Annotated in this window: 13 protein-coding genes; 5 read left to right on the plus strand and 8 right to left on the minus strand. The window is 68.7% G+C overall.

What is annotated here, in order from left to right:
* The first annotated feature begins 105 nt into the window (after nt 1-105).
* Nucleotides 106-1,308 (plus strand): FadR/GntR family transcriptional regulator, encoded by a 1,203-nt coding sequence (locus KY572_RS39065; RefSeq protein ID WP_224248822.1) that lies wholly within the window; start codon nt 106-108, stop codon nt 1,306-1,308.
* 149 nt (nt 1,309-1,457) lie between these two features.
* On the opposite strand, the gene KY572_RS47535 is transcribed toward KY572_RS39065, so the two are convergent.
* Nucleotides 1,458-4,724: an amino acid adenylation domain-containing protein gene (locus KY572_RS47535; RefSeq protein ID WP_263452350.1), complete on the minus strand. Its 3,267-nt coding sequence runs from the start codon at nt 4,722-4,724 to the stop codon at nt 1,458-1,460.
* Nucleotides 4,725-4,938: 214 nt separating this feature from the next.
* Between KY572_RS47535 and KY572_RS39080 the strand changes: the two genes are divergently transcribed.
* Both KY572_RS39080 and KY572_RS39085 read left to right on the plus strand, forming a co-directional pair.
* Entirely contained in the window at nt 4,939-7,092 is a 2,154-nt protein-coding gene (locus KY572_RS39080; RefSeq protein ID WP_224248823.1) for a carbamoyltransferase family protein, read from the plus strand.
* A gap of 7 nt (nt 7,093-7,099) precedes the next feature.
* Nucleotides 7,100-8,065: an aspartyl/asparaginyl beta-hydroxylase domain-containing protein gene (locus KY572_RS39085; protein ID WP_224248824.1), complete on the plus strand. Its 966-nt coding sequence runs from the start codon at nt 7,100-7,102 to the stop codon at nt 8,063-8,065.
* Between the two features lie 45 nt (nt 8,066-8,110).
* On the opposite strand, the gene KY572_RS39090 is transcribed toward KY572_RS39085, so the two are convergent.
* The 4 genes from KY572_RS39090 to KY572_RS39105 form a co-directional block, all read right to left on the minus strand.
* On the minus strand, nt 8,111-9,388 hold the full coding sequence (locus KY572_RS39090; protein ID WP_224248825.1) for a hypothetical protein: 1,278 nt from the start codon (nt 9,386-9,388) through the stop codon (nt 8,111-8,113).
* Between the two features lie 79 nt (nt 9,389-9,467).
* Entirely contained in the window at nt 9,468-10,853 is a 1,386-nt protein-coding gene (locus tag KY572_RS39095) for an MFS transporter (RefSeq protein WP_224248826.1), read from the minus strand.
* A 4-nt stretch (nt 10,854-10,857) separates the two neighbouring features.
* Nucleotides 10,858-12,144 (minus strand): diaminopimelate decarboxylase family protein, encoded by a 1,287-nt coding sequence (locus tag KY572_RS39100; RefSeq protein WP_224248827.1) that lies wholly within the window; start codon nt 12,142-12,144, stop codon nt 10,858-10,860.
* A complete protein-coding gene (locus KY572_RS39105; protein ID WP_224248828.1) occupies nt 12,144-13,085 on the minus strand; it encodes a GNAT family N-acetyltransferase in 942 nt (313 codons plus the stop codon). The genes KY572_RS39100 and KY572_RS39105 overlap by 1 nt, the downstream gene beginning before the upstream one ends.
* A 210-nt stretch (nt 13,086-13,295) precedes the next feature.
* On the opposite strand from KY572_RS39105, the gene KY572_RS39110 reads away from it, so the two are divergent.
* Nucleotides 13,296-16,073: an aminotransferase class III-fold pyridoxal phosphate-dependent enzyme gene (locus KY572_RS39110; protein WP_224248829.1), complete on the plus strand. Its 2,778-nt coding sequence runs from the start codon at nt 13,296-13,298 to the stop codon at nt 16,071-16,073.
* A gap of 96 nt (nt 16,074-16,169) precedes the next feature.
* Here KY572_RS39110 and KY572_RS39115 read toward each other — a convergent pair whose 3' ends face one another.
* From KY572_RS39115 to KY572_RS39125, 3 genes are read right to left on the minus strand one after another with little or no spacing between them, the layout of a single operon-like run.
* Nucleotides 16,170-17,750: a DUF1501 domain-containing protein gene (locus tag KY572_RS39115; RefSeq protein ID WP_224248830.1), complete on the minus strand. Its 1,581-nt coding sequence runs from the start codon at nt 17,748-17,750 to the stop codon at nt 16,170-16,172.
* Nucleotides 17,751-17,762: 12 nt separating this feature from the next.
* Nucleotides 17,763-18,815, minus strand: coding sequence for a hypothetical protein (locus tag KY572_RS39120; RefSeq protein WP_224248831.1), 1,053 nt, complete (start codon nt 18,813-18,815; stop codon nt 17,763-17,765).
* The gene (locus tag KY572_RS39125; RefSeq protein ID WP_224248832.1) at nt 18,815-20,512 is read right to left on the minus strand and encodes a hypothetical protein; all 1,698 of its coding nucleotides are present in this window, start codon (nt 20,510-20,512) and stop codon (nt 18,815-18,817) included. The genes KY572_RS39120 and KY572_RS39125 overlap by 1 nt, the downstream gene beginning before the upstream one ends.
* 536 nt (nt 20,513-21,048) lie before the next feature.
* Here KY572_RS39125 and KY572_RS39130 point away from each other — a divergent pair.
* Nucleotides 21,049-21,462, plus strand: a complete 414-nt coding sequence (locus tag KY572_RS39130) for a hypothetical protein (protein WP_224248833.1) — start codon at nt 21,049-21,051, stop codon at nt 21,460-21,462.
* Nucleotides 21,463-21,613 lie beyond the last annotated feature (151 nt).

Consider the following 21,613-nt stretch of genomic DNA (forward strand, 5'->3'; position numbering starts at 1 on the left):
GTGCTGCCCCCGGCGATGAACGCAGCCCTTCCCTCGGACTGCCGCACGCGTTGTCAGAGGCCTTTGCTTTGATGGGAGCGGCTTGCAACGCGAAGGGTGGCGGGGATGGAACACAAGGGGCTGGTGTCGAGAGTGGCGGAGCAGCTGGAGCGAACGATTGCCCTGGGGCAATGGCCCAAGGGCCGGCTGCCTTCCGAGCGGATGATGGCGAAGCGCTATGGAGTGTCGCGCACCACCATCCGAGGAGCCCTCCAGGGGCTAGCCGCCAGAGGACTCATCCGTCAACACCCCGGGCGACAGAGCCGCACGGTGCCACTGGGCGAAGCGCTGTCGCTGGAGAGCCTGAAGCTGCTGCTGCCCGAGGGCCGCCAAGACATGGACCGCCGGCCGCTGCTCGAGGGGTACTTCGCCCTCAAGCGGGAGGTGACGGTGGAGCTACTGGCCGCCTGCTGCGAGCACGCCAGCCAGCCCGATGTGGAGCAGCTGCTCAATGCCAGCTTCGCGTTGAGAGATGAGGCCCGCTGGCAGGAGAAGCGCATCCGGTGGGTGGAGCGAGAGTTCGACCTGCTGCGGCTGGCGGCCCAAGCAGCGGACCGTCCAGGCCACATGCTGCTCCTGATGTCGTTGGAGAAGGCTTTCCGAGGCTTGGCGGACGTGCTGCTCCCTGCGCTGCAACCGGAGGCCCTCCAGCAGTGGGCCCAGTGCGTGTTCAACGCCCTGGCCGACCGTGATGCCCAGGCCCTTCGCCAACAGCTGCCGGCGTTGCTGAAGGCTGCCGATGAGCCGCTGCTCGACAGCCTGGCTCCGGTGCGTGATGCGCACACCGCCCCCGCGTCCCAGCCCCCTGCCGGGGAGGTGCCCGTGTCGGGCGAGAAAGCCAGCAACTGGTCTGCTTGTCATACCAGTTCGCAACCAATCGGGCCGACAGGGAGGCTCCCGGTCCACGAGGAGGGTGACGCCAACGCGTGTCCAACTTCGAGCCAGAACGCGCCCTCGGCCCCCACCACCCCTGGCTCCTTCTGCGATTTGGAGGAGGATTCCCGCGGCCCGGAACCCATCGCGGTCCCACCCGACCTTCGCTCCTTCGGCGGTGTTCCTCGCAGGCCCTGTTCTGCGCCCACCCTTCCTCTTGCCTGGGCGCGTCCTTCCTCCTCGGAAGCCCCGGCAGCAGCCTCCGGAGGCCCGCCTGCCCCGTGCCCGGAAGCTTCGACTGCCTTTGCAAAGCAGCCTGTCCCCAGCGAGAGCCAGGCCGCTTTGCCGGTAGACGCGGGGGTGGCACGCGTCTCTGATCCCGATGACGCGCTGTGAGTAGGCACTCGCCAGCACACAGGTGAGCGCTTGGGGCTCGAGGCGACGACCTCGTCCTGTCCACGACACCACCTGCCTGCCGGTTGGCTCAGGTCTTCTCTGGCGCCTGGCTTCGCGTCCCACTCCCTCACCCAACCTCCCTGGCGGGGCTATACGTCGAACTCCTCGCGCTCCTCGTCGCCCGCCGTCGAAGCGGACGGCTCGCCAGCGGCCCAGCGGAGCGCCTCGATCTTCCGCGCGAGTTGCTCCACCGTCGCGAGCTCGAAGAGGCTGCGCAGTGGCATCTCCACGGCCAGGGCCTCCCTCATCCTGGAGTGGACGCGGATGGCGAGCAGGGAGTGGCCTCCGAGATCGAAGAAGCTCTCATCCACCCCGATGGGCGCGCGCCCGAGTACTTCCTCCCAGATGGCCACCAGGGTCTTCTCCAGCGGACTGCTCGGCGCCTTGACGGCCGGCTTCGCCAGCGCGGCCGCATCCGGCGCGGGGAGCGCCTTCCGATCGATCTTCCCGTTGGCGTTGAGCTTGAGAAACGGCAGGACCACCACCGCGGCCGGCACCATGTAATGCGGGAGCCGCTCGCGGATGAAGCTCCGCAGCTCCTGTCCGAGCTCCTCACCTGAAGACGCGGAGGTACCGTCCCTCGGCTCCTGGGGCGAGACATACGCCACCAGCTCCTTGCCCCCGCCCACCTCCCGCACGACGACCACTGCCTGCTTGATGCGCGGGTGGCGCTGGATGACCGTCTCGATCTCTCCCGGCTCGATGCGGAAGCCTCGGAGCTTCACCTGGAAGTCCGCCCGCTCCACGAACTCGAGGGCCCCGTCCTCCCGGTAGCGGCAGACATCCCCCGTCTTGTAGAGGCGAGCCCCCGGCCCTGAGGAGAACGGGTTGGGCAGGAACACGGCGGCGGTCCGCGACGGATCATTCAGGTAGCCCCGAGCCACTCCCACGCCACCGATGTACAGCTCCCCAGGGATGCCAATGGGCACCGGCTCCATGCGCCGGTCGAGCAGGTACATCTCCAGGTTGTCCAGCGGGAAGCCGATGGGGACGCGCTCCTCGTGCTCCGCGGGCGGACGCTCGATGATGAAGAGGTTGGTGTCGTCGCACACCTCGGTGGGACCGAAGCCGTTCAACAGCGGCCGGTCCGGGTACATCCGCAGCCAGCGACGGCAGTACGCGGGCGGGAGCACCTCGCCGGTGGGCATGGGCCAGCGCAGCGCCGCCAGGGGGTAGCGGCGCTCCCCCATCCGCTCCAGCTCCTCGAGCAGGTTCGCCAGCAGCGAGGGAACGATCTCGAGGACCGTCACTCCCCGCCGCTCCACCTCCGACAGGAAGCGCGGCGCGTCGTACTGGAGCTCGGTGTCGAAGATCTCCACGCGCGCGCCCACCACCAGCGGCGCGAGGAACTGCCACACCGAGACGTCGAAGCTCTGGGTCGCGGTCTCCGCCATGACATCCTCGGGACCGAGCTTCATGAAGTCGATCATCGACAGGATGTGGTTCAGCTTCCCGCGATGGTCGAGCATGGCGCCCTTGGGCACTCCCGTGGAGCCCGAGGTATAGATGACATAGAAGAGGTTCAAGTCCGAGTTCCGGACTGGCGGATTGGTCGCCGGGCCTGGATGCGCCTGGAGCTCCTCGGTGGAGACGACGCGGGGCGAATGCTCCAGCCGGGTCAGCGCCCGCTCCAGCAGCTCCCGCTGGCCCGGAGACACGACCACCAGCGGGACCTGGCTCTGTCGGAGGATCTGGGCGAGGCGCTCTGGCGGCAGCCCCGGATCCAGCGGCAGGTATCCGCCACCCGCTTTCAGCACACCCAGCACCACCACGGGGAAGTGCACATCGCGCTCGGCCAGCACGGCGACGAGGACATCCGCGCCCACGCCCTCCGCGATGAGCCGGTGCGCCGCGCGGTTCGCCCGCGTGTTGAGCTCCGCGTAGGTGAAGGACGCATCCCAGTGGCGAACGGCGATCCGCTCCGGAGTCCGCGCGACCTGGTCCTCGATGAGCGCCTGGACCGGGCGCTCGGAAGGACGCTCCACGGGGCGCTGGCTCCACTCCACGAGCAACCGGCGTCGCTCCCCTTCCGGGAGGATGTCCAGCGCCCTTAGGGACACTTCCGGGTGAGCGGCCATCCGCGACAGCAGGTGCACGAAGTGCGAGAGCAGGCGGGAGACCCGGACCTCCTCGATCCGCTGGAAGTCGCAGGTGGCCAGCAGGGTCAGCTCCGGCCCGGGAATCACGGCGATGTCCAGGGAGAAGCTGGTGTAGTCGATGACGTCGATGTCCCCAACCTTCAGCCCGCCCTGGGCGGAGGCCTCTCCGAGCGTGCGCGGGAAGTTCTCGAAGACGAGCAGCGTGTCGAAGAGCGGCTGGCCGCGAGGCAGCTCGCTCACGCCCTGGATCTCGATGAGGTTGCTGTACTCGTACTGCTGGCTCTCGGCCTGCGCGGCCTGGAGCCGCTTCAGCCACGACACGAGCGGAGCCTCAGGCTCCACGAGGACGCGAACGGGCAGTGTGTTGATGAACATGCCCACCATGGTCTCGGCGCCCGGCAGGCTCGCGGGGCGACCGGAGACCGTGGCGCCGAAGACGACGTCCTGTTCGCCGGTATAGCGGGACAGCAGCAGGGCCCAGGCGCCCTGGAAGACGGTGTTCAGCGTGAGCGCATGCTCTCGCGCCAGCTCGCGCAGCTGCTCCGAGAGCTCCTTCGAGAGTGTCACCGCCCGCTGTCCCTGGCGCGGCACCTCACCCGCGCGTGGAGCGCGCGCGAAAGGCACGGGCGTGGGCGAGCTGAAGCCCCGCAGCCGCTCCCGCCAGTAGTGCTCGGCCGCCTCCCGTGGCTGCTGCTTCACCCAGGCGATGTAGTCGCGGTAGGGACGCACCGGAGGCCGGGCCGGCGTCCGCCCCTCCAGCAGCGCCTGGTACGCCGCCACGTACTCGCGCAGCAGCAGCCCGAGCGACCAGCCGTCCGTCAGCAGGTGGTGGCAGGACCAGATGAAGACATGACGCGCCTGTCCGGTGCGGGCGAGCGCCAGCCGCATGAGCGGGGCCTTCTCCAGATCGAAGCCTCGCGCGCGGTCGGCCGCCAGGAACTCCTCGAGCCTCCGCCTCCGAGCGTCCTCGTCCAGCGGTCGCCAGTCGAGCGACTCGAGCGGGAGCGACACCTCCCGGTGGAGGATCTGCAGCGGGTCATCCACCTGATCCCAGGCGAACGAGGCCCGAAGAGCCCCATGCCGAGCGAGCAGGTGCTTCCAGGCGGACTGGAACGCCGCGACATCGAGCGGGCCCTCCAGGTTGCAGACGATCTGCAGCACATGCTGCCCCGCCTCGGGTGCGTAGAGGCCTTGGAAGAGCAACCCCTGCTGCAGCGGCGAGAGGGGGTAGATGTCGTCGATCTCGGTGCGGTTCATCGGCAAGGGCAGGGACGTTAGCGGCTCGCCCCGAGCCTTCAAAGCGAACCCGGATCAGCGCTCCACCGCCCAGCGAGGAGGGCTGTTCGACGGCTTGACACCCGTCGAGCCGCGAGGATGGAATTCGCGAACCCCGGAGCCCCATGCCTCCTCCATGGCCGACGCGCCAGGAGCACCCGCTTGGAGTAGCCTGAGGCTCTCGAAAGGTCCCTTCATGCAGAAGCAGAACGCACCCTGGATCCTTGGCCTGGCCTACTCCCACAACGGGAGCGCTTGCCTCCTGCGAGGGGACGAGATCGTCGTCGCGGTGCAGGAGGAGCGCCTGCTGCGCCAGAAGCGCGCCTCGCTCTCCGGGGGCTGGGGCTCGCTGGCCGTCACGTACTGCCTCGAGACGGCGGGGATCCGGCCCGAGGACCTGTCCGCGGCGGTGATCTGCCCGACGACCGAGTCGCAGTCGGTGGAGGCCGACCTCGCCCTCAACGGGCGACTGCGGCTGGTGCGCAACAAGGTCCCCATCTTCACGATCGCCCACCACTTCGGGCACGCGCTGAGCGCCTTCGCGACCTCCGGCTTCGAGGACGCGGCGGTGCTGGTGGTCGACGGCAGCGGAAGCTCCTGGGACGAGCTCCCGCCGGAGGAGCGCGCGGTCGTCAAGGGAACGGACGAGGCGAGCGTTCGCGAAGCCATGGCCAGGGGGCTGCGGGTGCGGGAGTGGGCCTCGCTGTACATGGCCTCTGGAACCTCCATCCGCCCGCTGGAGAAGCACGTGCTCGAGCTGATCGGCCCGGAGGCTCTGCATGAGCAGCGCCGCACGGGCATGCGCGAGTTCCGAGGCCTCGGCCACCTCTATCAGGGGATCGGCTGGCAGCTCTTCGGCTCGGAGGACGAGGGCCCTGGCAAGGTGATGGGCCTGTCTCCGTTCGGCCAGCCCACCACCCCCCCGAGCGACTTCTACGAGTTGGTGGATGGCGCCTTCCGCTTCAAGGACACCGTCCCCGCACGCTATCGCCACCACGACCGCTGGCCGGCGCGCGAGCAGGAGTACGCCGACCTGGCGGCCTCGGCCCAGCACGCGGTCGAGGAGGCCCTGCTCCACCTCGCGCGCCGGGCCCGCGCGCTGAGCGGCAGCACCCGGCTCTGCTACTCGGGGGGCGTGGCGCTCAACAGCATCGCCAACGAGCGGCTGCATCGCGAGTCGGGCTTCGAGCAGCTCTCGGTGATGCCCGCGGCGGAGGACAGCGGCACCGCGGTAGGCGCCGCCTACTACGGGCTCTGGCAGCTGACCGGAAGGAACACGCGCCGCAAGCTCCACCACGACGCGGTCGGCAAGGTGTACGCGTCGGCGGAGGTCCGCTCGGCGGCCCAGGCCCAGGCAGGGCTCCGGGAGATCCGGTGCGACGACACGCTGCAGAAGGCGGTCGACCTGCTGGTGGACGGGAAGATCATCGGATGGTTCGAGGGACGCTCCGAGCTGGGTCCGCGCGCGCTCGGGCAGCGGAGCATCCTGTGTGATCCCCGCCGCGCCGAGATGAAGGACGTGCTCAACCAGAAGGTGAAGTTCCGCGAGGGCTTCCGTCCCTTCGCGCCCATCCTTCCCCTGGAGAACGCGGCCGAGTGGTTCGAGCTGGACGGCGTGTCGAAGGAGAGCCCGTTCATGCTCCGGATCGCGAAGTTCAGGCAGGAGAAGCGAGCGCTCGTGCCCGCGGTGGTGCACGTGGACGGGACCGGCCGGCTGCAGACGCTCACCGCCGAGAACAACGGCCGCCTCTATCAACTGGCGAAGCTCTTCGAGCAGCGGACGGGCTGTCCGGTGCTGCTGAACACCTCCTTCAACATCGCCGGAGAGCCCATCGTCGAGACGCCGGATGACGCGCTCTGGTGCCTGCTGTTCACCGGGCTGGACGCGGTCGTCTTCGAGAGCGCCATCTTCGGGAAGGACCCCGGCTTCCGGTCGGTCCTGGATCTGGAGATCCGCATCACGGCCGACACCTTCTCGATGGAGTTCCCCATCACCCAGGGCGTCCTGCCCACCGAGCTGGGAGAGGTGGCGGGGGATATTCCCATCCCCGTCCCCTTTGGGACCCACCTGGATGGGGTCGCGATGATCGACGCCCATCCGCTCGCCCGGATGTTCCCCCACGTGCGCTTCCGGACCTCCACCCCCTGGGGACGCACCCTGCAGCTCTTCAAGCCCGAGGTGGCCACTGTCCTGAAGCGGGTGGGCCCGGGAACCACGGGCCGCAAGCTGCTCGAGGCGCTCCAGCCCGAGGGCTTCGATGAGCGCCGCCTCACGCGCCTGCTGGGCGTGCTGAGGCGTGCCCGGGTGATCTCGATCGGTCAGCTCGACTCCAAGACCTCGCAATCCTGAGCCCGCCATGACGACATCTTTGTCCCCGGAAGTCCGGCTCCCCATCACCTACGACGCGGACGCGCTCCGCTCGGCGCTCGACGTGGTGGTCCAACGCTACGGAGTGAAGTCCCGAGGGCAGTTCCGGGACGGCTCGGAGCATCCGAACTTCGGAGGCCTGAGCCTTCACTCCATAGGCGGCAGGTGGGAGGACCTCACCTCGGGCTATCCCGCGCTGGCGGGCTTCCAGGAGACGGAGCTGGTCCGCACGGCGCCCTACTTCAAGCACGTGCTGGACTCGCTGAAGTGCCCCAAGTTCGCGGTCCGCCTCCATGAGCTCGGGCCCCAGGGCGTCATCGAGCCCCACTCGGATGATCTGGGCTTCGACAAGGCGATGCTGCGGCTGCACGTGCCCATCATCCCGTCACCGGACGTGGTCTTCCTGATCGACGGCCACCGCTGCCGCTGGGGCGCGGGCGAGCTGTGGTTCGGAGACTTCTCTCGCCGGCACTCCGTGCACAACCAGGGCAAGACGGCGCGCGTCCACCTGGTGGTCGACGTGGGCATCAACGACTTCGTGCTCGGCCTCTTCCCGGAGGAGTACATCCGGGCCCAGCCGCGGATCATGCGCTACCCGTCGGCCATTCCCACCGTCCCCTCGGAGCTGAAGAAGCTGGAGTGCTCGTTCTCGGTGTCGGGCGCCATCCTCGGCATGTCGCTGCCCGAGGTGGTCCCGCTCGAGTGGGGCCAGCGCGACCGCTACGACATCGACGTGCACCTCTCCGGGGAGAGGTTGGTGCTCGGGTGCGAGGGGCGGGACGCCATCGCGCTCGAGGCGATCGGCGAGCGGAAGTTCCGGATGCTCGGAGGGCCGACCCACCTCGCCGTCTCGTTCGACGTCGAGCCTGGCACCGGCAGGGCCGGTGCGCTGCACCTCAGCATGGGCGACCAGGATCTGGCGCTGCCCGTGGGCCCGCTGCGCGCGGCCGCCTGAGCCTCGCGGCCTGACCAGCGGCCTCGTCGACGGGCCCTGCCAGGCCTACGCGCTCCAGGTCAGCGCGCGCGTCGCCTGCAGCTCCTCCAGGAGCGAACGGAGCCCGGCCTCCTGGCCGAGGTTCACCTTCACCGCGGCGCCTTCGTTCAGGCGGGAGATGAGGCTCACCAGCTGCGGGCTGTTGGGCAGGGTGCTCGCGTGGCCGTTGCTCCACACGCGCAGCTCCCCGCCGCTCTCTCGCCAGTGGATGGGGAAGCGCGGGTCGATGCGCACCGTCCCCACCTCGCCGGGCAGCGCCTTGGACACCTTCGGAGGCACCTCTGAGAAGCCGCTCGCCGAGGCATGCCTCACGAACCGCTCGGCCAGGATCTCCTTCATCTGGTCCGAGGCGCACAGGCCTCCCAGGTTCGCCAGCGTGGAGACGATGTTCTCGGGAGCGCGTGAGCGCCCACCCACGGCGGGATCGAACTTGCCGAAGTTGTCGATGCGCCCCAGGTCCATCTGGCGCAGCATTCCCAGGAGCACCACCCCCAGCGCGTCCGCCGTCTGCCGGTTGTACAGGCACGTGTTCAGCATGATCGGCGCGTCCTGCTTGTCCGCGACGGCCATGTGCCAGTGGTTGTACGGCCAGTACAGCAGGTCACCCGGCTTCCCATGGAGGACGATGGCCTCGTCCCGGTACTTCTCGACCACTCCCGGCTCGCACAAGTCCCGCGGCCAGGTCTGCCCGCGCTGGGTGGCCGTGGGTACGCCGCGCTTCTCGAAGAAGTCCGGGGGCCAGATCAACATCGTCTTCTCGCCCTTGAGGATCCAGCTCAGGTTGCTCGCATCGTCGCGGTGCGGCCCGCGCGGCGTCACCCGGTACTTGCCGGAGAAGAGCTCGAGCTCGACGTCGATGGGGACGCCGATCAGCGGGAGCAGCCCGCTCAGGAACTCACGGCTGCGGATCCACAGGTCGGGGTTGTGGACCTGCATGCCGTAGATGACGAACGTCACCTCCTGGTCGGTCGTGATCCGAGAGAGGTAGGGCTCGAGCGTCTCCTCGGCGCGCGGCTGGAAGGTGAAGGCCTCGGCGGGCGTGAGCCTGCGGCCGTTGACATAGACGCTGCGGATGTCGGTCTCCTGGCGCTTCCACGAGGCGCGGATGCCCTCGAAGGCCTCCTCGGGCGTGGCGATCAGGTCGGGCAGGACGTTCCGGAAGACTCCGGGCTTCTTCATCCAGTACTCCTGGACGAAGTGCTCCCAGAACCCCGAGGCAGGGGTGTACCTGGGGTGCTCGACAGGAGCGGAGACGCGGGGCAGAGACTCGAGAGCGGTGGTCACGATGGTCGGTACCTGCTTCAGAGTGAACGGTCCACCCCAGTGTAGCACCGTGCGGGCCCGCGGAACCGCTGGCTGTCCTTCAGGGCAGGGGCGAGGCGTCCACCGTCGGCTTGGAATCCGAGGGAGGCTCGGCTCGCGCCTCGGACGCCTGATTGAGCCGCTCGAGCCGAGGCGACAGCAGCGACGCCAGGCCCACCAGCGCGATGGTCAGCCCGATCAGCAGCACCAGGACGGCGAGCCCCCGGCCCGGCCCTACCCCGACGAGCCCGCCCAGGGTCGACGCCCAGGCTCCCGTGGGGAGCAGCAACGGCTCGAAGATCCGATCCACCAGAGGCCCCATCGCGGCATACGTCAGCAGGCCTGCGACGATGAAGATCGCCTGGCGCCCGGCGAACACCCTCCCCAGCCGGTCGGGTGGAACGATCTGCTGCCACACGCTCTGCCCATAGGCGACCGAGATGGTGCGCAGCGCCATGAGCACGAACGCGGCGCCGCTGATGACCCACGTGCTCTTCGTCCAACCGGTGAGCATCAGGACGAGTCCCGAGAGGACGCACATCACCTGAACGGGCCGGACCCGACGAGACGGCCCGCCCACGGCGACCATTCCCACACTGGCGACCAGCGCGCCCGCTCCCGCGAACGCGATCACCCGGCCCAGCTCGGGCGCGTCGGCGAGCGAGAGGACCATCGGACCGATCAAGCCCATCAGCATCGTCATGGCGATGTTGCCGATGAGCTCGAGCGCCAGGAAGGAACGCAGGCCGGGGACCTCCTTCAAGTAGGCCCAGGTGCGGCCCATCTCCCGGAAGCTGGAGCGCTGTCGAGTGGCCACGCTCTGCACCTGGGCCGGGGCATCCGCCGACGGGACCAGGGCCATCGCTCCGATGGCGAGCACGGCCAGGGCGAGGTTCAGCCAGGCCAGCCCTGCCAGTCCCAGGGATGCGAGGAGGAACCCGCAAGCGAGGGGGCCGAGGATCTCGCTGATGGCGATGGCCACCTGGAGCGCACCGTTGCGCCGAGCCAGCTCGCGGTCCGCGGCCCGGTGCGCCAGCAGGGCCAGCATCGGCGGCGACTGGATGAACTCGAACGCCGAGATCCCCGCGACGGCCACGTACATCGCCCAGAGCGCGATCTCCGACTTCAGGAACACCAGCGCCAGCGCGAGGCTGAAGATGGCCCAGCCGATCCGCTCGAGGAACAACGTCCGTCGCGGCCCCATGCGGTCCGTCAGGCTGCCCGCGATGGGCGCGAGGATGAGCCCTGGGGCAATGGCGAAGATCTGGGTGATGACGACCGGCGTCACCTGTCCGGTCTGCTCGAAGATGGAGACCCCGATCGCGAAGGTGAACATCGCCCCGCCGAACCAGGTCGCCAGCATCGACAGCCAGAGCCCGACCATGGTGCGGGACAGGAGCCTGCCGGAGGCTGGGGCTTCGGAGCCCTCTTGCCGGGTCTCTGTCATGGCCTCACTGGGACGGCTCTTGGACCGGGAGATCTCGAGCCACCATCTCCTCGAACGACTCGCGCCTGCGGATCAGCCGAGCCTGCCCCCGCTCATCCACCATGACCACGGCGGCGCGGGGAAAGGCCCAGGCGCTCTCGTACGAGAGGAAGTACGCGCCAGCGCTGGCGATGGCTAGCACGTCCCCGACCTTCAACTCGGGCAGCTCGAGCCCCTCGACGAGGACATCGGACGGCGTGCAGAGCGGCCCCGTCAGGGTGTAGCGGCGACGGTGCGGGCGCTGCTCGCCGACCAGGGAGATCTCATGACGCTCGCCTCCCATGGGCCGGGTGCCCGTCGAGGGCCCCGAGGTCGTGATCGCGTAGGTGACACCGCTGAACTCCTTCACGTCGAGCACCTCGAGCAACAAGGTCTGGGCCTCGCCCAGGAGCGCGCGGCCTGGCTCGACGATCAGCGTCGGGAGCGGAAGTGACTGGGCCTGGAACTCCTGGCGGATCGCCTTCCCGATCGCCTCCGCCACGGACGCGATGGAGTGGACGGGAGGCGTCCGCAGGAAGCGCGGCGTCTCTCCCGGCAGCAGGAAGCTGTAGGCGGCCTCCCATCGCGTCAGGCGCTGCACGGTGGGGACGCCGAACCCTCCGCCCAGATCCAACGTAGAGATCGTGACGCCGGCTTCGCGCCGCAGACGCGACGCGAGCTCCGCGAGGTCCTTGATCGCCTGCAGGTAAGACTCCGCTCCCGCGAGGTTGCTGCCAACCTGGACCTGGAAGGCCTCGAAGCGGAGCAACGGGTGCTTGCGGATCTCCTGCGCCGCTCGAAGGATCTGGTCCGGCTCGATGCCGAACTGGTTCTTCCATCCCCGAGTCGGACGGACCCGGCAGCCCAGCCGGAGCTCGCGGCCATGCGTGGACACCGCCTTCGCCACCGTGGCGATCTCGCCCGGGGAGTCGATGTTGAGCAGCCGGACGCCCGTGGCCGCGCAGCGGTCGATCAGCTCCGGCCGCTTCCCAGGACCATTGACGATCGTCTCCCCCGGAGGGACTCCCAACTGCCCGGCCAGCCACAGCTCGAACGGCGAGACGACCTCCGCGCCGATTCCCTCGGTGTGCAGGAGCTTCAGCACCTGGGGAACAGGGTTGGTCTTGAAGGAGACGTAGACCTCCGCCGGCTCATAGCTCTTGAGGAAGGCCTGCCGGAGGGCACGAGCGTTCTGGAGGAGCGCCTCGCGGTCGACTACGTGAAGCGGCGTGCCGAACTCCCGCGCGAGCGCGAGCCCATCGATGGCAGCCATCAACGGGCTCCGGGCGTTGGGGCACTCGGCCCGGGCAGCAGCGGACCGCGCAGGTGCAGCCACGTCAACCGCGGCCTGAAGCCGAGCTGCTCATTCAGGCGTCGCATCGCCGTGTTCTGGGCTTCGGGCTCGGCACGCAGCTCGCGCAATCCCGCGGCGCGCGCGGCCTGGATCTGCGCCGTCTTCAACGCCCGGCCGACCCCGCGTCGTCTCCAGTCCCGCCGCACCCCAGTCATCCGGTGCTCGGCGATTCCGGGCTCGGAGTCGTCCAGGAGCGCGTAGCCGATCACCTCGTCACCGGCGAACGCAACGAAGGACAGCTCGCGCAGGATGCCGGGCCCGAGCATTCGCCGCTGCCAGCCCTCGAGCGGGAGCGAGGCGATCGGCTCCGCGGTGGGGACGTCCTGGTCGATCTCGGTGGCAACCGGGTGAACGACCGGATCGAGCTCGGCGGCGTACGGCACCAAGCGCACGCCCTCCGGGCAGGAGTGCTCCACCCGCGCCTGATCGAGCGTGAGCGCCACCTCCTCCACTCGGAGCACCTCCTGGAACCCGCGCTTGCCGAGAAACGCCCTCGAGTCGGCGTCGTCGAGACGCACGATGGTGTAGAAGCCGGTCCTCCCGATCCGCTCCGCATGCCTCGAGACGGCGGCGAACAGCGCCGAGCCCACGCCGCGGTGACGATGCGCCTTCAACACACGGACGCTGACGAAGGCGACCCGCGCATCGCGGTTGTCGTGGAAGCGTCGGGCGGTGGCCGTCCCGACAGGTGCTCCGTCCACCACCGCGAGCAAGTCGATGCGGTCGTCCTGGCGCGTTTCGGAGAAGTGCTGCTCGCTCGAGATGGGCGTGTCCGGATGGATCTGGTTGCGGACGGCGATGTAGCGATCGCGCTCGGCGGCCGTCTCGACCGGAAGGATCTGGAGCATGCGGGCGGACATCAGAGCATCCGGCTTTGCGGTGCACAAGAAGTGCTAGCATCGCCCGGCTCTGCCAGCTCTGGATGATTCACGATGAGTTCCCCCCCGGGCGCAAACGAACCTGCGCGAGTCCCGACCCATGGAGCTTCCGCCGAGGCGATCGCACAGGCACTCCTGGCGGTGGAGGCGGGGCTCTCTCTCGAGTCGCTCGCCCCATCGTCGAGAGAGGCGGTGCGAGCGGTGCGCCCGCTCGTGCGTCCGCTGGGAGCGCGAGACGCGGGCTCCGCGTACGACCGGGTGGCCGAAGCCCTCGGTGCACCTGCCGTCTCAGCGGCACTGGCCGGCCTGGCGAGCGCGGTCCGGGACATCGGTCTGGCCACCGACAGCGCGCTGGTGGGTGAGCTCCTGAAGGATGGGGAGAAGGAGCGCAAGGACCTCAGCCGCGACGAGTACGATCTGCATCGCGACTGGGGCCTCGCCCTCTTGTGCCGATTCCACCGGTACTTCTCCGAGGGAGGCTTTCTCATCGAGCAGCTCGCGCTCTCTGGGACAGCGCCCAAGCAGGTCGGCGCCGGGGAAGCGCCAGACCGGATGCGTGCGCGCTTCGAGGCGAAGCTCGCGAAGTCCGCTCCGAACCTCCGGATCCTCACCTATACTGGCAGCGGAAGCGACGCGGTCAACGCGGTCTATGAGATCGCCCGAATCTGCGGCGAGCGACGCCTGGCCCGGTCCCGGATGCCGAACACGGGTGCATCCGGGCAGCGGAGCCCTGGCGTGGCCTTCTTCTCCCGCTCATATGGAGGAGGTCGTGGCCCTTCGCGCGAGATGAACCTGAATGGATGGCCCGACCTGAGACGCGGAGGGGCCTCTCCATACCGACTATGGGCGCCCAATCTGGACGGCAACGCTCCCACGGAGAGCCGGGTGCAGGAGGTGGAGGCGCTCGAGGAGCAGGCACTGCGGCGGATCCGGGAGCTGGCCGCGAGCACGGAGACGCCGCTCGGCGCCATCGTGATCGAGGTCGTGCAGGGGCCAGGCGGTGTGCTCACCTTCCGCGCCGACTTTCTCCGTCGCCTTCGAGCGCTGGCCGATGAGCTGGAGCTTCCCCTCATCGCGGACGAGGTCCTGACGTGCGGAGGCCGCACGGGGCGCTTCTTCTCGTACGAGCACTTCGATTTCATCCCGGACTACGTCACGTTCGCCAAGGGCCTTCAGGTCAACGGTATCGCGGTGGTCACGCGCCAGGGCCAGAAGGAGTCCCAGCGAGTCGAGAGTCTGGGCGACGACTTCGGAGTGGCGCACCCCATCGACTACCTGAAGGGAGAGAGAGTCCTCCAGGCGCTGGAGGACGACCGACTCATCGAGCGTGCCACGGAGGTGGGCCGGATCGTCTCGACGCTCCTCGCGACGATCCAGGAGTGGCACGGGAAGCCGCGCGAGGTGGGCGTTGCCGGGGCGATGCTGAACTGGCGCCGCCCTCCGGAGATCACCTATCTCGCGCTCAACGAGCCCATCTCGCCCATTCCGTTTGGCGAGACCGCGCCCATGGTCCGCGAGCGCATGCAGGTCGCACTCGACATCACCACCGGGGCCCTGGGCCGAATGTTCTGGGTCGCCAGCAGGTGGCAGCATGTCGGGGCGGGAGTTCCTCCGCTGGAGCTCCTCATGAACGTTCTGGGCGAACCGCCGGACCTTCGCGAGGAGTTGGCCAACCTGGAACCGGTCCGTGGCGAGGAACATGACGCCGTGCAGGTCGCACTGGCCACGCTGGCCGTGAAGGGTGGCCTGCCTCGTGACGCACTGGCTCCGCAGCTTGGGTCCGTGGTCGAACAGCTTCTCCAGACGGGAGAGAACCTCTCGCCCACGCGCTCGACGGAGGTGCTGACCTATCGCACGGTGCAGGCGGTCGGGATGGAGCCGGTGCGGAAAGCGCTGGAGGCGCTCGCGGCGGCAGTCGCGGTGGGAGTGGCTCGCCCTTCGACGACGTGGGCCCGCTCAGGCGCCAAGGTACCGCTGATCCATCCCTGCCATCCCGCCTTTCGGCGGGGAACGTTCGCGCTCGGAGCGTTGCTGGATGCGGGGCAGAACTACTCCCTCTTCCGGGGGGACTCGCCATCGGGAGCGCGGGCGCGCTTCGAGACGGTGCTCAAGGCCGCCGTTCCGAACCTCCGGCCCGTCGAGCCCGCCAACGATCCGTCGGAGGCAATCCGGCTGATGTTCGAGCTTGCGCGCGAGCTGGGCCTCCGCCGACTGGGCGTGAGCGAGATCGACGCCCTCGGCGGACGAGAGCCCAAGCCCGCTTTCTTCTGGGGCGGCAGGGGCGCCGGGCGAGGCCCCGGTGCCGCGCTGCGCTCGGAGGCTCTCGCACGGAGCGCCGGAGCAGAGCCCCTGAGCACCTACGCCCTTCCTGATCCGACGTTCCGTCCGGGTGACGCCAGCAGCCTCCAGGCCATGTCCCGCGTGGAGGAAGCCGAGCGTGCGGCGCTGGAACGGATTCGCCAGCTCGCCAGCGATCCGGAACATCCCCTCGGAGCGATCTACCTCGAGCCGGTTCGAACCGAACGGGAGCTGCGCTTCCATCGCCCCGAGTTCTTGCGCAACCTGCGAGCCCTCGCGAATGAGCTCAAGATCGCGATCATCGCGGACGAGCTCGACACCGCGGGGGGCCGCGCCGGCAGCTTCTTCGCATTCCAGCGGACGGAGCTGGTTCCCGACTACGTCGTCTACGGTGGCCTTCCCCAGTGCGGCGTCGCCTTTATCGAGCGCGCGGGGAACGACTCCCTGCGCATCAAGAACCTGGGCATGACGACGGCCGGAGGTACCGCCGCCGACTACCACGCTTCCGCAGAGATCCTCCGGGTGGTGACGGAGGAGCACCTCTGGAAGCGCGCCCTGCGGGCCGAGCGGGCCGCCAGGCAGGAAGGGCTCCCCGCCTTCGGAGCGCTGGTGGAGCGAGCGGGTGAAGTCGTCACGCAGCCGCTGGACACGCTGCCGCCCTGCCCCGACTAGAGGCGCGGCCCAGCCATGGAGGTGCCCGGCGAGCGGACCGGTCGCGAACTGGTATGACAAGCAGACCAGTTCGAACGAGAACTTCTTCGGACCTGTCTACGCCTTCCGGAGCCCCACGACCTCTCCGTAGCCACCGGGGATGAAGAACTGGTGCGAGTCCATGCCCATGATGCGCAGCGCGGTCGTCACCACGTCCGCGGACCTGGGCACGCGCTTCGACGGCTGACCGGTCTCCTCGATGATGTCCACCGGGACGCCGAGCCCACGCGGGGTGTACGAGCCCACCTGTCGATTCCCCGCCACGTTCCCTCCCGCGAAACAGACCGAGGTGTAGGGGTGGTGGTCATCCGGCAGGGAGTAGGTGCCGTCGCTGTTGCGCGAGGCCCAGCTGCGGCCGAACTCGCTCATCACCAGGACCAGCGTGTCATCGAGCAGCGTCTTGCCCGGCTTGCCAGGAGCAGGCGCGGCCTTGAGCTCGCCCAGGAAGCGCGCGACGCAGTCCATCAGCCCTCGGCCATGCGCGCAGCTATAGCCATGGCCCATGCCGTTGTGGGTGTCGAAGTCGAGCTTCAGAGAGACGTGCACCGAGGTGCAGAGGTCCGACTTGAGCAGGCGCAGCGCGAGATCCATCCGCGGGTCGAGCCCGGTGAGGTGGAAGTTCGCGAGCCCGAAGGTGTACGTGAACGACTCGCTCAGGTAGCTCGACAGGTATGCGGGACGGTTCGTCTTCAGCGTGTCGATACCCTTGGTGCCCTCCAGCATGGACACGACATCCGTCGCCAGCACCCGCGAAACCGACGACAGCGAGCCATGTAGCCCTTCCAGGTAGCTGTCCACCTTCGCCGTCGAGCGGTCCATCAGCTGCTGGGCGCGCGAGAGCGAGAAGCGCTCCACGGTGGTCGTCTTGAGGGTGCTCCCGGTGGGTTGGCCGCGCGCGTTCAGCTCGGGACCTTCGGTGCGCGCATCGAGCCCCCTCCACCAGGCATTGTCCTCGGGTTTCGCGGAGAGCAGCGGCCTGAGCGCTTCGATGGACGGAACGCTCACGGGCGAGGCGTGCGAGGGCAACCCCATCCCGACCGGCATCCCGCGCTCACCGGTGACGACCACGAACGGCAGCGGCCGGCTCTCGCGGTACTTCTCGTACAGGTGATTCGCGATGACCGAGTGCACCGCGGGCGCCCGGTAGTCCGCGCCGGCGACACCGCACATCGAGGAGATGAACGCGCTCGCGTGATCGTTGGTACCCTGGTCGATGCCGTGCAGCACACTCAGCTGCTCATGCAGCGCGAAGTGCGAGAAGCCGTACATGAGCGGGCTGTAGCTGCCGCGCGCCGCGGGGTCCGCCGGGTTCCACGACTGCCAGGTTCGCAGCGGCTTGTACGGACCGTTCGGCGCCGCGAGGTTCACCACCTGGCTCGCCGTGAAGAAGGCGGGCTCGCCGCTGTAGCCGCCGGGCGCGGGGATACAGAGCGGAATGTCCGCGTCATCCAGTGGGGTGAAGTAGTACGCGGGCCGGTAGCCCCCCGGGATGTAGAGCACCGCGAGCCGGGAGGGAGCGTCGGTGTCCGCGGCGGCGTGCGCGACGCTCGAGCCGAGCAGCCCGGCGCGTTCGAGGAGCGCGAACTGTCCGGCTCCGAGGGCCCACTTGAGCAGCGTGCGACGAGAGGTGTTCGTCATGGTGTCCTCGGCTCAGTAGGTGATCCACAGCGGGTGACGGACGAGCGCCGCGCAGGTGCCAATCCAGGCAAGGCGCGTGCTCTGCGCCTCGAGCGGGAGATAGACCTGGGTGTACAGCGCCTGCGCCTCCGCTTCCGAGGGAGGCTGTCCGAGCATGCGCAGGTAGAGCGCGCGCAGGTTCCTCTGCACCGCGTCCGGGTTCTTGGTCGAGGTGTCGGCCAGCGTCACGTGGCGCAGCACGGCCTTGTTGCCGCTCTTGTCCACCGCTCGGGCGCACCAGGCTTGCGACATCTGGACCAGCGCCTGCGCGGCGGAGGGACCGAAGCTCACGTCCCGCTTGCGGTACACCAGCGAGTTGCCTCCTCCGAGCGACTCGAACCGCTCGGTGGCGCGTGAGTCGGAGATGTACGCGCCCGAGATGCCGGGCGACCAGTCCCCGGGCCACACGAAGAACCTGCCGCCGTTCACGGTGTACGCACTGTCACGCCAGTCTGGGGCGCTGGTGCTGACGAAGTCCTCGAGCGAGAGCCCGAGCTGGGCCATCAGGCTCACGACCATCTCCTCGGCGGACAGCCGGCGGACGTGGAACTCTTCCGGAGCCGGAGTCTCCAGCTCCGCGGGCGGGGCGGGCAGATCGCGGATCCAGGCCTCCACCTTCTCGACCGTCAGCGTGACGCGGCCGTTGGTGACGAGCTCGCTGTAGGGCTGACCGGGCGGCATCTGGGGATAGCTTCCGGGTGCGACGCCCTTCAGCAGCTGGATCAGCATGCTGTTCTCGGGCTCCCCACGCTTGACGTACTTCTCGTTGTACACGAGCCCGGTCTCGAACGCGGTGAGCGAGGCGAAGAACGGCTTGTTGCCGGTGAGGTGGCAGCCCTCGCACGCGGGCGCGAGCGCGAGCCGGATCTCGTCGTTCTTGCCCTTGGCCTCGCAGCTGTCGCCCCCTGGCTGCTCCTCCTGGGGCGTCCTCGAGTCCGTGGAGTCGGCCGAGCCGAAGCAGGCCCCCGTGGAGAGCGCCAGGGAGGCCAGCGCCGCGGCCCCCAGCATCGAACGCAGCGTGCTCATCACAGGCCCCTCCGCAGCTCGGGCTGTTCGAAGAGGTATCGGATGAAGGGCCGGAGCTTGCGGTCGCGCGCGACGAACTCCCGGGCGAGCTTGTCGATGAAGCCCTTCTCGGTAGCCGGGTTCAGCTGCCGGCCGATGAACATCGCGTAGAGCCTGCGCGCGGTGCAGCGGTCGAACTCTCCCGAGCGGACCAGGAGCTTTCCGAACCCGAGCGGGCCCATCGTGCCGTCGCCATGCTCACCGAGCAGCGTGTACGACTCGGGCATCGTGTCGAGCAGCACCGCCTCCGGGTTGGCCTTGAGCTGCTCGGGGGTGACCGGAGTCAGCATGGTGTTGGGAAGGAACGCGTTCTTCCAGCGGAACCCCGGTGTGCTGCCGGTGTGCGGATACTGCCCGGACAGCCACTCCTTCGTGACGCGGTGACGGCCCACGCCTGGGATGAAGGGCCAGGGGACGTAGTAGCTCTGGAACGGGCTGAAGTCCCAGCGCTTGAAGGAGATGGCCGCGGGATCGAGCGTCTTGTGGCAGTGCAGGCACGTTCCGCCGGTCGCGGGATCGGTCTCGAGCGGAGGGAAGTGCACGTCCGCGGGAGGCGGCGAGAAGCTCTGGCAGGCGAACATCTCCAGGAAGCGCGCCGCGCGGACGCGCTCGCGCGGGAACGAGGACATCGCGCCCATCATGGTCAGCACCCCGGCGGTGGGAATGCCCTTGGGCGCCTCGGTCGTGGTGCGGGGATCGTAGCGGTAGGTGCGCTCGAGACTGCCGGAGCGCGTCCGGTTCTCGGTGAGCGAGAGGTGGAAGGGCTCCAGCTCCTCGACCACGAACTCGCGCCACGCCTGCGGATCGTTCGGCGTCGGGTGCATCGGGTCGCGGGGGGCGTCGCCCACGTCCGGGCGCCACCACGTCGTGTTCGCGTCCAGCGCGGCGCTGCCCATGTGCCGGCCGAAGCGCACGTAGAGCGCACGCAGCCAGTTGGTTCCGACCGAGTAGTTGCCGATGACGAGGTCCGAGAGCGGCCGGTCATGCCACGCCAGGTGCGCGAACAGGCGCGCGGGCTCCTCGTACGGATGGCGCCGTTGAAGGCGCAGGTCATGGGTGCCCAGGGTGTGCAGGCCGACGAGCGGCGAGCACCACACCAGGTTCTGTCCGCAGCCGCAGCCGCTGGGCAGAGAGGGGTCGTAGTAGCCGCCGTTCGCGATGCCGCAGTCGACCTGCTGCCCATTGGAGTCGGTGATGTGGGTCGTGGAGGTGCCGGCCTTGCCGAGCACCTGGACCGTCGTACCCGGCGCCCACCAGGGCTCGACGGTGTTCACCTCGGGCACGGCGGGATTGCCGGCTCCATCCTTGTCGTTGCACTGCTGGCCCGAGTCCCTCTCCCGGAACTCGTTCGTATGGTAGTACGCGCCCGGGTGCAGGCTGTTGCTGGGGCACGTGAAGAGGTGGCCGGACATGTCGCCCTGGTACGCGTCACCAGCCGCGCCGGTGGTGTACGCGCCCACCGCGAGCCACTCGTGTCCGAAGCGCACCATCCGCTCGTAGAACTTCGGCGAGGCGAGCACCTCCTCGAGCGTCGAACGCAGGAGCGATTCTCGCGCCTCGGACGTGGCCGCGGTCGCCATCGCTTCGTACTGCTCGACGGTCGGCGTGGTCCCGGTGAGCCCGAGCACGATGCGCCGCAAGACGCGCGTGTCGCTCATCTGGTCGTGAAGAACCTCGGGCTGAGGCTGCTCGGGACCGCATTGCTGGGCGTAAGCCTCGGCCCCCATGAGTCCGGACATCACGAGGAGCACGGTCAATATGGCCGCACTCTTCCGTTGCAGTGGCGCATGCATATCCGAAAACACTAGTGAGCCGATTGTTGAGTGGCAAAGGGTTTGCGAGCGCCCGGGAGTAGGTGGGCGGCTCCGCGACGTCATCGGAGACCTGCTGGGGCTGGACCGCTCCCTGCACGCCCGCTTCAAGCAGTGGTCGGATGACATGATGGCGGCCATGACGGCCACCCACACGCCGGGGTCGGCCGTCCGTATCCGGAAGAGCTTCCAGGACATGGAGGGCTACCTGCGAGAGGTGCTGGCGGCAGGTCAGCGCCAGCCGCGGGACGACATGGCCACGGAGCTTCTGAGGGCGGAGGTGGATGGCAAGCGGCTCGACCCGGGGAGGCCAGACCGGACGCGGGCCACCCAGGAGTGCTGCTCTCCCTGCTTCCCAACGCGTTCAGGGGTATGGTGGGGGCATGCAGTTCGACTGGGAAGCTCCGCGGATCAAGAGCACCTTCATCTTCTCGAGCCTCATCCCTGGGTTGATGAGCCTCGTCGCCTATAAAGGTGATCTGCCCTGGGCATGGGCCGCGCTCCTGGCTGTGCCGAGCGGCATCATCGGAGGCTTCCTCTTCGGGGCGGGGTGGAAGAACAGTTTTCTCTACAGCATTCCCTCGATCGTAACGTCGCTCGCGACGGTCGGAGTCGTGTGGCTGGTCATCCGCTGGCAGCCATCGGTGCCTTTCATCGAGATGGTGCTCTGCCAGCTGGTGGCCGCCGTCGGCACGTTGCCGCTGTGGAGGTACTTCTACCAACGGCTCGAAGCACAGGAGGATCCGCAGGCTGTGCGTCTCGCCGCCTGGAAGGCTGCGACACGCCGGGATGACTGAACCTGGGCGGTCCGGCAGCCTCCTCCCTTGTGCGTGGGAGTTCGTCAGTTCCTGGTTCAGACAGCAGTTGGCAATGGTCGAAGCTGTCCAGCTTTCACACGAGAGGAAGGCCGTGAATGGAAGAGCCTAAAAACTTCTCCGTCCTCCTGAG

Source organism: Hyalangium gracile (assembly GCF_020103725.1).
GTDB lineage: Bacteria > Myxococcota > Myxococcia > Myxococcales > Myxococcaceae > Hyalangium > Hyalangium gracile.

What these genes read in the sequence shown, in the direction of transcription:
- KY572_RS39080 (WP_224248823.1), top strand. Translation starts at nt 4,939, where the DNA reads ATGCAGAAGCAGAACGCACCCTGGATCCTTGGCCTGGCCTACTCCCAC.
- KY572_RS39105 (WP_224248828.1), bottom strand. Translation starts at nt 13,085, where the DNA reads ATGTCCGCCCGCATGCTCCAGATCCTTCCGGTCGAGACGGCCGCCGAG.
- KY572_RS39085 (WP_224248824.1), top strand. Translation starts at nt 7,100, where the DNA reads ATGACGACATCTTTGTCCCCGGAAGTCCGGCTCCCCATCACCTACGAC.
- KY572_RS47535 (WP_263452350.1), bottom strand. Translation starts at nt 4,724, where the DNA reads ATGAACCGCACCGAGATCGACGACATCTACCCCCTCTCGCCGCTGCAG.
- KY572_RS39100 (WP_224248827.1), bottom strand. Translation starts at nt 12,144, where the DNA reads ATGGCTGCCATCGATGGGCTCGCGCTCGCGCGGGAGTTCGGCACGCCG.
- KY572_RS39125 (WP_224248832.1), bottom strand. Translation starts at nt 20,512, where the DNA reads ATGAGCGACACGCGCGTCTTGCGGCGCATCGTGCTCGGGCTCACCGGG.
- KY572_RS39095 (WP_224248826.1), bottom strand. Translation starts at nt 10,853, where the DNA reads ATGACAGAGACCCGGCAAGAGGGCTCCGAAGCCCCAGCCTCCGGCAGG.
- KY572_RS39065 (WP_224248822.1), top strand. Translation starts at nt 106, where the DNA reads ATGGAACACAAGGGGCTGGTGTCGAGAGTGGCGGAGCAGCTGGAGCGA.
- KY572_RS39120 (WP_224248831.1), bottom strand. Translation starts at nt 18,815, where the DNA reads ATGAGCACGCTGCGTTCGATGCTGGGGGCCGCGGCGCTGGCCTCCCTG.
- KY572_RS39130 (WP_224248833.1), top strand. Translation starts at nt 21,049, where the DNA reads ATGCAGTTCGACTGGGAAGCTCCGCGGATCAAGAGCACCTTCATCTTC.
- KY572_RS39115 (WP_224248830.1), bottom strand. Translation starts at nt 17,750, where the DNA reads ATGACGAACACCTCTCGTCGCACGCTGCTCAAGTGGGCCCTCGGAGCC.